This window comes from Streptomyces sp. NPDC059003 (assembly GCF_042740445.1).
Classification (GTDB): domain Bacteria; phylum Actinomycetota; class Actinomycetes; order Streptomycetales; family Streptomycetaceae; genus Streptomyces.
In genome coordinates this window covers 1-10,318 of the sequence record NZ_JBHYJH010000247.1, presented here as the reverse complement: position 1 = coordinate 10,318, position 10,318 = coordinate 1, and the positions used below count along the sequence as shown (strand labels likewise).

Below are 10,318 nucleotides of genomic sequence, written 5' to 3'. Positions count from 1 at the left end.
GCGAGGCGCGCAGCGCCGATGGCGGGGCCGGGCGCCCACGCCAGGGAAGGGCGGGCGGGTGGGAGGACCCCGTGAGTTTGGCGACCCGGCCCGGTGCTACGTAAAGTTCCGCCTTTGGAGCTACCGCGGTCACCCCAGACGAGCCGCGGCACGACTGCGGTGAGGAACGACAGCGGCGATGACCGTGACAGAGGACAGCCACCAGGAAGGCGCCGGCGCCGCGTCGTACGGACCCGGCATCGACCCCGAGCGGCTCGCCGTCTGCCTCAGCGTGCTCGACGAGCTCGACAAGCTGGACGTCGACCACCCCGACGCGATCACCGTGCGCCGCGCGACCGCCGGCATCTACCGCACCGTGAAGCAGCGCCGCCGCCAGGAGCGCAGGGCCGCCAAGACCGCCCACGACAAGGCCGTCACCGAGGCCACGGCCACCGGCTCCGCGCAGCGCATCGACGACGAGACGGAGGGCATCCTGCCGTCGTCGGTCACCGAGGCCGGACAGATCGCGGGCATACTCCAGCGCCCCCGCTCCTGCTACACGTGCAAGACGCGGTACGTGGAGGTCGACTACTTCTACCACCAGCTCTGCCAGGAGTGCGCCGCCCTGAACCGCGCCAAGCGCGACGCGGGCGCCGACCTCACCGGCAAGCGCGCCCTGCTCACCGGCGGCCGCGCCAAGATCGGCATGTACATCGCGCTGCGCCTGCTGCGCGACGGCGCGCACACGACGATCACGACCCGCTTCCCCAAGGACGCCATCCGCCGCTTCAAGGCCATGGAGGACTCGGCGGACTGGATGCACCGCCTGGAGGTCGTCGGCATCGACCTGCGCGACCCGGCGCAGGCGGTCACCCTGGCCGAGCAGGTCGCCGCGCAGGGCCCCCTGGACATCCTCATCAACAACGCGACGCAGACCGTGCGCCGCCTGCCCTCCGCCTACGCCGCCCTGGTCGAGGGCGAGAGCGCGCCGCTGCCCGCCGGTGAGCTCCCCGCCTCCCACGTGATCGGCGCGTTCAACTCCGGCGCCGTCGACGGGCTCGCCGCGCTGCCCGTCGGCGTCAGCGGCCTGGACGCGCAGAAGGTCGCCGACCTCGCCCTGGTCGCGGGCAACGCCAGCGTCGAGCGGCACCGCGACGGCAGCGCCATCGACGCGGGCGGCCTGGTCCCGGACGTCGTGGAGACCAACACCTGGGTCCAGACCATCGAGCAGATCTCCCCGGTGGAGCTCCTCGAGACCCAGCTGTGCAACTACACGGCGCCGTTCATCCTGATCAGCAACCTGCGGCCGGTGATGGCCGAGGCCGCGAAGAAGGCGGCGAGCAAACGCGCGTACGTCGTGAACGTCTCGGCGATGGAAGGCGTCTTCGGCCGCGGCTACAAGGGCGCGGGGCACCCGAACACGAATGCCGCCAAGGCCGCGATGAACATGGTGACGCGGACCAGCGGCCAGGAGATGTTCCAGACCGACGGCATCCTCATGACCTCGGTCGACACCGGCTGGATCACCGACGAGCGCCCGCACTTCGACAAGCTGCGCCTCGCCGACGAGGGCTTCCACGCCCCGCTCGACCTGGTCGACGGCGCGGCCCGGGTCTACGACCCGATCGTGCGCGGCGAGGCGGGCGAGGACCTGTACGGCGTCTTCCTGAAGGACTACGCGCCCGGCAAGTGGTGACGAACGCGCCGCGATGAGGCGCGATAAGGCATGTCCGGAATCAACCCCTTCCTCCAGCGCTATCGAGCAGACTCGCGCTCATTTGGTTAACCTGGAGCGCACGGGCGGCTACGGGCTCCGACCAGAGCCCCGACGCCGCCCCGGGACAGGCTCGCCACCACGGCCGCGATCCCGCCCGGAACCGGCGCCACCGCGACCGAGAAGACAGCGCAGGCACGCACGTGCCTCGTTCTTTCGTTACGCGACCCGGAGGAGTGCGCGGTGACACCAGATCTGACGAAGCAGGAGAAGCGAACGGCCGAGCATGGCGGCGAGCGGGCGGGCCGCCCGCAGAAGCTCCGCAACCTGGAGGCCTGGGCCAAGGCGGCCCCCATCCGCCTCGCGGGTTACGAGGACGACCTCGCGGAGCCGCACATCCTCCCCGGCATCGACTGATCCTGCGCGCTCGACACCCGTGCCCCTCGCCGGACCCCGGCGGGGGGCACGCGTGCGTCGGGGGTCAGGAGCCTTGCGGATCGGTCTTGCGGATCGGTCTCCGACTTCCCAAAGAAAATTCTGCAAAAACTCTTTTGGAAAGTGTCCGATCGGCTCTACGCTCCCGCCATGGCCCATGAAGAGCAGCACGACCCGCCCCGGGACCGTCGCGTACTCGACCCCGAGCGGGACCCGATGGCCATGAAGGCCCTCACGCACCCCCTGCGCATCAGGCTGCTCGGCCTGCTGCGCAGGGACGGCCCCGCCACCGCGAGCGAGCTCGCCGTCAAGACCGGTGAGTCGTCCGCCTCCACCAGCTACCACCTGCGGGTCCTCGCCAAGTACGCCTTCGTCGCCGAGGCCGAGCACCGCGACGGGCGCGAACGCCGCTGGCGCGCGGTGCACGCCACGACCTCCTGGGACAACGCGGCGATGGACGCCACGGCCGCGGGCCGCGACTTCGCCGGCACCATGGCGCGGCGCCAGATCGAGCACCTGGCGGAGTCGCTCGGGCGCTTCGAGCGGGATGTGGCCGCCGGACGGCTCGGGCGGGAGTGGCTGGAGCACGGCGGCATCTCGGACGCGATGCCCCGCCTCACCCCCGCTTCGCTCGCCGAGCTGTGGGAGGTCTTCGACGGGAAGCTGGCGGAGCTGACCGAGCGCGACGCCCAGGACCCGGACGCCGAGCACGTGATGGTGTTCGCGGCGACGCTGCCCGTGGCGTCGGACCCCGAGGGTGCGGCGTGAGCAGACCTCTCGACCCGCGTACCGCATGCCGCCGTTACGCCCTGGTCAGCGCCCTGTTCTGGCTGCCGATCGGCCTCGCCCTGGCCCCGATGGTCGCGCTGTTCACCGAGCGCGGCCTGTCGGTCGCCGCCGTCGCGGGCTGCGTCGCCGCGCACTCCCTGACCGCCGCCGCGCTCGAACTGCCCACCGGCGGCCTCTCCGACGTGGTCGGCCGCCGCGCCGTCCTCGCCGCCGCCGGACTCGTCGGCCTGGCCGGCCTGCTCCTCGCCGCGCTCGGCACCACGGCCTGGGTGCTCGCGCTCGCCATGGCCCTGAAGGGCGTGGCCCGCGCGCTGTCCAGCGGTCCGGCGGAGGCGTGGTACGTCGACACGGTGCACGCGAGCGCGGGGCCCGACGCCGAGCTGCGCACCGGCCTGGCGCGCGGCAGCACCGCCTCGACCGGGGCGCTCGCGGTGGGCGTCCTGATCGGCGGCGCGCTGCCCTGGCTCAGCGGGCTCGGCCCCGACCTCGGCGCCCGGCTGAGCGAGGCCACCTCCGGACTCGTCCTGCCGCTCTCCCTGCCGATGCTGCTCGGCGTCGCCGTCGAGCTCGCCTTCGTCGCGTACGTCCTGACGGCGCTGCCCGAGCAGCCCCGGCCGCCCGCCACCCTGCGCGGAGTCCTGCGCGGCGTGCCCGCCGCGATCGTCGGCGGGCTCCGCCTGGGCGGTGGAGACGCGCTGGTGCGCCGGATCATGCTCAGCGCCGCCGCGGCGGGCAGCGCGCTCGTGACGGTCGAACTCCTGACGCCCGGCCGGGCCGTGGACCTGACCGGCGCGCCGGAGTCGGGTGCGGTGCTCTTCGCCGCGCTCGCCTGCGCCGGGTTCCTCTGCTCGGCCACCGGCAGCCAGCTCGCGCCGCGCGTGGCTCGGCTCGCGGGCAGCGGCGAGCGGGCCGTCCTGGTGAGCCTCGGCGCCGCCGCGGGCGGCCTGCTGCTCCTCGGGGCGACGGCGGCGGTCACGGGTCCCGCGGCCCTGGTCCTCCTGGCCCTCGGCTACGGGTTCATCTACGTCGGGCTCGGCGCCGCGGGCCCCAACGAGAACGACCTGCTGCACCGGCGCGTCGACAGCGCGGGCCGCGCCACCGCCCTGTCCGTGCAGTCGCTCGCGCTGCAACTCATCGGCGCCCTCACGGGGTTGATCGCGGGCCACCTCCCGGCCGGTGCGGCCCGCTGGCTGCTCGGCGGCGCCGTACTCCTGGCGGGCGCCCTCCTGTGGACCCGCCGCACCGCACCCCTCGCCGAGCCCAACCCCGAGGCCACGTCCGTGCCTTCACCTTCACGGTGACGGAACGGGGAGGACGACGGTCCCCCTCTAGGCCACCTCGGCCGCCCCTCACTCCGTGACCCGCGCCGCCCCCGTGCTCTCCCGCTCGATGAGCCGCGGCAGCGGCACTTGCACCGTGCCCGACGGGCCGTCGTCCAGGAGCCCGAGGAGTTCCCGCGCCGCCGTCCGCCCGAAGGACACCGTGTCGCGGGAGAGCGCCGTGAGCCACGGGTGCACCATCCGGCACAGGGCCGAGTCCTCCCACGCCACCACCGACACGTCGTCCGGCACCGCGAAGCCGAGGGACGCCGCAGCGGCCACCCCGGCGACGGCCATCACGTCGTTGTCGTACACGAGGGCCGTCGGCGGCGACGCGGAGCGCAGGACGCGTCGCGTCGCCGCCGCGCCCTCGGCGTCCGAGTAGTCCGTGGTGACCGAGCGGACCCCGCTCAGACCGCGCCGCTCCGCCTCCGCGCGCAGCGTGCGGATGCGGCGCTCGGTGTGCGCGAGGCCGGGCAGGCCCGCGACGTGCACGATGCGCCGGTGGCCGAGCGCGTGCAGATGGCCGACGACGGACGCCATCGCGCCCGCGTCGTCGGCCCACACCGTGGACAGGCCGGGGCGCGGCGGGCGTTCGGGATCGGGCACGCCCCCGGTCACCACCGCGGGCAGGCCGAGCTCCGCCAGGAGCGCGGTGCGCGGATCGTCGGTGCGCGGGTCGACGACGAGGACCCCGTCGACGCGGTGCTCGGCCCACCACCGCCGGTACGCCGCGCACTCCGCGTCGACGTCCTCCACGACCTGGAACAGCAGCCCCAGTTGCCGCTCCGCGAGCACCTCCTGGATGCCGGAGATCAGCTGGAGGAAGAACGAGTCGACGCCGAGCGTCGCGGCGGGCCGCGCCACCACCAGGCCGACGGTCGCCGCGCCCTCGCCGGACAGGGCGCGCGCCGCGGTGCTCGGGCGCCAGCCCAGCTGCTCGGCGACGCGGCGCACCCGGTCGCGGGTCACGGCGGAGACGCCGGGACGGTCGTTGAGCGCGAAGGAGACGGCGCTCTCGGAGACCCCGGCGCGCCGCGCGATGTCCTTCATGGTCGGCCGGCGTGCCGGTGACCGCTTGCCTTGCACCCGTTGCCCCTTTCCGCCTGCGGAGTACGCACGGCACGGCAGCCAGGCGTACTAATGCGCTTGAGCTCGCACACCCTAAAGCGCATTAGCTGTTGCTCGCAAGGTTTTCAACAAACCTCTCTGACCTGCGAGTTAGCCAGTCCCGTCAGCCTCGGACAAGGCGAATCGTCACCAATCCATTGACTTTTCACCGGAACTCCATGCAGGGTCTGCCTCGGCGCGATTCTCCGCGGTCGCCACCGCCTCAGGTGGCGCGCGCCGCCACACGCCGGGCCGAGCAAAGGAGCCGTTCACCGTGCGTCATTCCCGGATACCCCGCAGTTCCCGCAGGGCGGTCACCGCTGCCGCCGCCGTCGCCTCCCTGCTCGCCCTGAGCGCCTGCGGCGGCGGTGACGACGGCGGCTCGACCGACGCCTCCGGCAAGGTCGAAGGCGAGATCACCTTCCAGACCTGGAATCTGAAGGCCAACTTCAAGTCGTACTTCGAAGGCGTCATCGACGACTTCGAGGAGAAGTACCCGGACGCGAAGGTCAAGTGGGTCGACCAGCCCGGCGAGGGCTACGCCGACAAGATCAGCGCGGACGCCGCGGGCGGCACCCTGCCCGACGTCGTGAACGTCTCGCCCGACCTGGTGGCGCCGCTCGCCAAGGCGGGCATCGCGCTCGACCTCGACAAGTCGGCGGGCAAGTACGAGAAGGAGTATCTGCCGGGCGCCTGGAAGAGCCACCAGGTCCCGGGCATGGAGGGCACGTACGCCTTCCCCTGGTACCTGAACACCGGGCCGCTGTTCTACAACAAGCGGCTCTTCAAGGACGCGGGCCTCGACGCGGACAAGCCGCCGAAGACCTACGCCGAACTCTTCGCCGACGCCCGGAAGATCGCCGACAAGAGCAAGGGCGACATCGCCACGCTCGCCAACGTGCCCACCATCGAGGACTTCGGCCGTTACGGCGTCCCGCTGATGAACAAGGAGGGCACCGCCTTCACGTTCAACGACGCGAAGGGCGTCGAGCTGCTCACCGAGTACAAGAAGCTGTACGACGCCAAGGCCCTGGACCCGCAGGCGCTGACGGCGACCCCGGAGTCGACCGGCAAGAAGTTCCTCACCGAGGCCGTCGCCATGAACCCGGGCAGCGCCCTCGACCTGGAGAAGTTCAAGAAGGACGCCCCGGGGCTCTACAAGAACATCGGGATCACGCCGCAGATCAGCTCCACCGGCAAGGACAACATGTACGTGATGGGCGTGATGGTGAACAAGCGCACCAAGCGGACGCCCGCCGCCGTCGCCTTCGCGCACTACGTCACCGACGCGCAGCGCCAGATGTCCTTCGCCAAGAAGGTCGCGATCTTCCCGAGCACCAAGGGCTCCCTCGACGACCCGTACTTCACCAAGGAGGACGGCACCGACGAGACGCGCGTGCGGATCGCCGCCGCCAAGTCCCTGAAGACCGCGGTGAACTACACGCCCGTGCTGTTCAGCGAGCAGATGAAGGTCGCGCTCCGCAACTCCGTCGCCAAGGCCCTGCAGGGCAAGGAGAGCCCCGAGGAAGCGCTTGACAACGCTGTCAAGCAGTGCGACCGGCTGCTCCAGCAGAGCTGACCCACGACCAGGGAACCTCAGCCATGACAGCCATGAAGAGCCCGAGCCCGAGCCCGGGTCCCAGCCCGACTCCGGGCCCGATTCCCGGCTCCGCCGCGTCCCCGGCCCTCACCGCCGGCCGGGCGTCCGCGGCGGAGCGGGGCGCGCGCCCCGGCCGTGCGGGCCAGGGCGCCCGCACGGGCCGCACCGGCCGCCGCATCCGGCGCCAGCTGCCGACCAGCCCCTGGCTGTTCGCCGCGCCCGGCCTCGTGATCGTCGGCGTGTTCATCCTCTATCCGTTCGTCAGCACGGTCCTCAACTCCTTCACCGACAAGCGGCAGTTGATGGAGGGCAAGTACGTCGGCCTCGCCAACTTCCGCGAGCTGTGGCACGACGAGATGTTCTGGATCGGGCTGCGCAACAGCACCCTGTACGTCCTCGTCGTCGTGCCCGCGCTCGTGATCCTGCCGCTGCTGCTCGCGCTGCTCGTGCAGAAACAGCTCCCCGGCATCACGTTCTTCCGGTCCGCCTTCTACACGCCGGTGGTCGCCTCCATCGTGGTCGTCGGCCTGATCTGGGTGTGGCTGCTCGACGAGCGCGGCCTGGTGAACGCCGTCCTGGAAGCGGTGGGCGCGGACAAGGTCGGCTTCCTCAGCGACCAGTGGCTGCTGCTGTTCTCCGCCATGGCCGTCACGGTCTGGAAGGGCCTCGGCTACTACATGATCATTTATCTGGCGGCGCTCGCGAACGTACCGCGCGAACTGCACGAGGCCGCCGCCGTCGACGGCGCGGGACCGATCCGCCGCTTCGTCAGCGTCACCGTGCCCGCCGTGCGCTCCACCATGGTCCTGGTCGCCGCGCTGTCCTCCGTGGCCGCGTTCAAGGTCTTCTCCGAGGTGTATCTGATGGCGGGCCCGACCGGCGGGCCCGCGGGCGAGGACACCACGCTCGTCATGCTGGTCCAGCGCACCGGCACCGGCCTCACCGGCCGGGTCGGCTACGCCTCCGCGATCTCCGTCGTCATCTTCGTCGTCACCGTCGCGCTGATGCTGCTCGTGCTGCGCGCCGACCGGAAGGAGGACCGATGACGCACCTCTCGGACACCGAGGCGGCGGCCCCCGCGCGGCGCGCCAGGAAGTGGCGGGTGCGGGACGAGAACGGGCGCCGCATGCCCGTATGGGAGCTGGCCCTGCGCTATCTCCTGCTGCTCGTCGTCCTGGCCCTGATGATCGGCCCGTTCCTGTGGCAGCTGTCGACGTCCCTGAAGGGCCCGCACGAGAACATCTTCAGCTCACCGCCGAAGTTCCTGCCGTCCGACCCGACCCTGCACAACTACGAGCGCGTCGCCGACACCATCCCCGTGTGGGACTACGCGCTCAACTCGCTGAAGGTCGCCGCCGCGAACGTCGTCACCAACTGCGTGGGCGCGGCCCTCGCCGGCTACGCGCTCGCCCGCCTTCGCTACCGCGGCCGCAAGGCGGCCACGCTCGCCTTCATCCTCGCCATGCTGGTGCCCGTCGAGGGCATCATCATCGCCCAGTTCACGACCATGCGGGACCTGGAGCTGAACAACACCCTCATCGGCGTGCTGCTGCCCGGCTCCATCTCGGCGCTCAACGTCCTGCTGATGCGCAACGCGTTCCTCAACGTTCCGTACGAGATCGAGGAGGCCGCGTTCGTCGACGGGGCGAACGTGTGGCAGCGGTTCTACCGCATCGCGCTGCCCGCGGTGCGGGGCACCCTCGCCGTCGTCGCGATCTTCGCCTTCATGGGCGCCTGGGACGACTTCCTGTGGCCCCTCATCGTCCTGAGCGACCCCGACAAGTTCACCCTCACCATCGGCCTCAACTATCTGCACGGCACCTTCGCCAACGACGAGCGCCTCGTCGCCGCGGGCACCGTCATCGCCGTGCTTCCGCTGATCGTGCTCTTCGCCTGCCTGCAGCGGTACTTCTTCCGCGGGGTCGGCGAGGGCGCCGTCAAGGGCTGACGCCCCTTCTCGTACGACCTGACCACCCCCGAGAACCAGGATCCGCATGACGTCAGACGACCTGTCCGGCACGGCCCCCGCCGCCGCGACGCCCCGCTTCGGCGCCAACTACACCCCCAGCGAAGGGTGGTTCCACCACTGGCTCGACTTCGACCTGGACGCCGTACGCCGTGACCTCGACGCCATCGCCGCGCTCGGCCTCGACCACGTCCGGGTCTTCCCGATCTGGCCGTACTTCCAGCCCAACCGCACCCTGATCCGCCCCCGCGCCGTCGCCCAGCTCGTGGAGCTCGCCGACGCCGCCGCCGAGCGTGGCCTGGACGTCAACGTCGACGGGCTCCAGGGCCATCTGTCCAGCTTCGACTTCCTGCCCGCGTGGACCCAGACCTGGCACCGGCGCAACCTGTTCACCGACCCGGACGTGGTGTCCGGGCAGGAGGACTATCTGCGCACCCTCGCGGCCGCGCTCGCCGACCGGCCGAACTTCATCGGCATGACCATCGGCAACGAGATCAACCAGTTCGCCTCCGGGCCGCACCCCGACCCCGACCGCATCACCCAGGAACAGGCCGAGTCCTGGCTGCGCCGGGTCCTCGCCGCCTGCGAGGAGGGCGCGCCGGGACGCCTGCACCTGCACGCCGAGTACGACGCCGCCTGGTACCAGGACGACCAGCCCTTCACGCCCGCGCACGCCGCGCGGCTCGGCGCCGTCACCGCCGTGCACTCCTGGGTGTTCAACGGCACGGCGCAGCTGCACGGGCGGGACGGGGTCGCCACCGGGCAGCACGCCGCGTATCTCATCGAGCTGTCCAAGGCCTGGGCCCACGACCCGCGCCGCCCCGTCTGGCTCCAGGAGGTCGGCGCGCCCGCGCCCCTGATCCCGGCGGCCGACGCCGCCGCCTTCACCGAGGCGACGGTGACCGCCGCGCTCGACTGCGCGGACGTGTGGGGCGTGACGTGGTGGTGCTCCCACGACGTGTCGCGCTCCCTCGCCGACTTCCCCGAACTCGAGTACAGCCTGGGTCTTCTGAGCAATGAAGGCCGGGTGAAGCCGGCGGGTGCCGCGTTGGCGCGGCTCGCCAAGGAGCGGTGGGCGGTGCCTGCCGTGCGGAGTACGGCCGTCGTGGTCGACGTCGGCCCCGGCGCGGGGCGGCGGTCCGTGTGCGGGCCCGGCGGGGACGTCTTCGAGGCGTTCGCCCGTCTTGCGGCCGACGGGGTCCGGCCCGCGCTCGTCCTGGCCGAGCGGGCCTCGGACACCGCCCACCTCGCGGCTCGCGGCATCACGGAGGTGCTCCACCCGTCCGACGTCCACTGACTGTTTTCCTCCCACCCACCCGCCCTTCCCCTGGGGGCTCCGCCCCCGGACCCCCTTCTTCCTCGGCCTTCGGCCTGGTCCTCAAACGCCGGACGGGCTGACATATCCC

At 71.9% G+C, this 10,318-nt stretch carries 9 protein-coding genes; 8 read left to right on the top strand and 1 reads right to left on the bottom strand.

The features are described 5' to 3' along the window. The first annotated feature begins 178 nt into the window (after positions 1-178). From ACFWZ5_RS42085 to ACFWZ5_RS42070, 4 genes are all read left to right on the top strand, one after another. Entirely contained in the window at positions 179-1,675 is a 1,497-nt protein-coding gene (locus ACFWZ5_RS42085) for an SDR family NAD(P)-dependent oxidoreductase (RefSeq protein WP_384806498.1), read from the top strand. Positions 1,676-1,936: 261 nt separating this feature from the next. Further along, positions 1,937-2,110: a hypothetical protein gene (locus ACFWZ5_RS42080; RefSeq protein WP_384806496.1), complete on the top strand. Its 174-nt coding sequence runs from the start codon at positions 1,937-1,939 to the stop codon at positions 2,108-2,110. A 168-nt stretch (positions 2,111-2,278) separates the two neighbouring features. After that, the gene (locus tag ACFWZ5_RS42075; protein ID WP_384806494.1) at positions 2,279-2,896 is read left to right on the top strand and encodes a helix-turn-helix domain-containing protein; all 618 of its coding nucleotides are present in this window, start codon (positions 2,279-2,281) and stop codon (positions 2,894-2,896) included. Continuing rightward, positions 2,893-4,218 (top strand): MFS transporter, encoded by a 1,326-nt coding sequence (locus ACFWZ5_RS42070; protein WP_384892409.1) that lies wholly within the window; start codon positions 2,893-2,895, stop codon positions 4,216-4,218. The genes ACFWZ5_RS42075 and ACFWZ5_RS42070 overlap by 4 nt, the downstream gene beginning before the upstream one ends. Before the next feature lie 48 nt (positions 4,219-4,266). Here ACFWZ5_RS42070 and ACFWZ5_RS42065 read toward each other — a convergent pair whose 3' ends face one another. Continuing rightward, positions 4,267-5,289: a LacI family DNA-binding transcriptional regulator gene (locus tag ACFWZ5_RS42065; protein ID WP_384805528.1), complete on the bottom strand. Its 1,023-nt coding sequence runs from the start codon at positions 5,287-5,289 to the stop codon at positions 4,267-4,269. A 331-nt stretch (positions 5,290-5,620) separates the two neighbouring features. Between ACFWZ5_RS42065 and ACFWZ5_RS42060 the strand changes: the two genes are divergently transcribed. From ACFWZ5_RS42060 to ACFWZ5_RS42045, 4 genes are all read left to right on the top strand, one after another. Next, positions 5,621-6,925: an extracellular solute-binding protein gene (locus tag ACFWZ5_RS42060; protein WP_384805530.1), complete on the top strand. Its 1,305-nt coding sequence runs from the start codon at positions 5,621-5,623 to the stop codon at positions 6,923-6,925. Between the two features lie 32 nt (positions 6,926-6,957). Next, positions 6,958-7,992 carry a carbohydrate ABC transporter permease gene (locus ACFWZ5_RS42055; RefSeq protein WP_384805534.1) on the top strand — a complete coding sequence of 345 codons (1,035 nt, stop codon included), beginning with the start codon at positions 6,958-6,960 and terminating at the stop codon, positions 7,990-7,992. Positions 7,993-8,072: 80 nt separating this feature from the next. Next, positions 8,073-8,894, top strand: coding sequence for a carbohydrate ABC transporter permease (locus ACFWZ5_RS42050; RefSeq protein WP_384805536.1), 822 nt, complete (start codon positions 8,073-8,075; stop codon positions 8,892-8,894). 46 nt (positions 8,895-8,940) lie between these two features. Then, positions 8,941-10,209 (top strand): glycosyl hydrolase, encoded by a 1,269-nt coding sequence (locus tag ACFWZ5_RS42045; RefSeq protein ID WP_384805532.1) that lies wholly within the window; start codon positions 8,941-8,943, stop codon positions 10,207-10,209. The last annotated feature ends 109 nt before the right edge of the window (positions 10,210-10,318 follow it).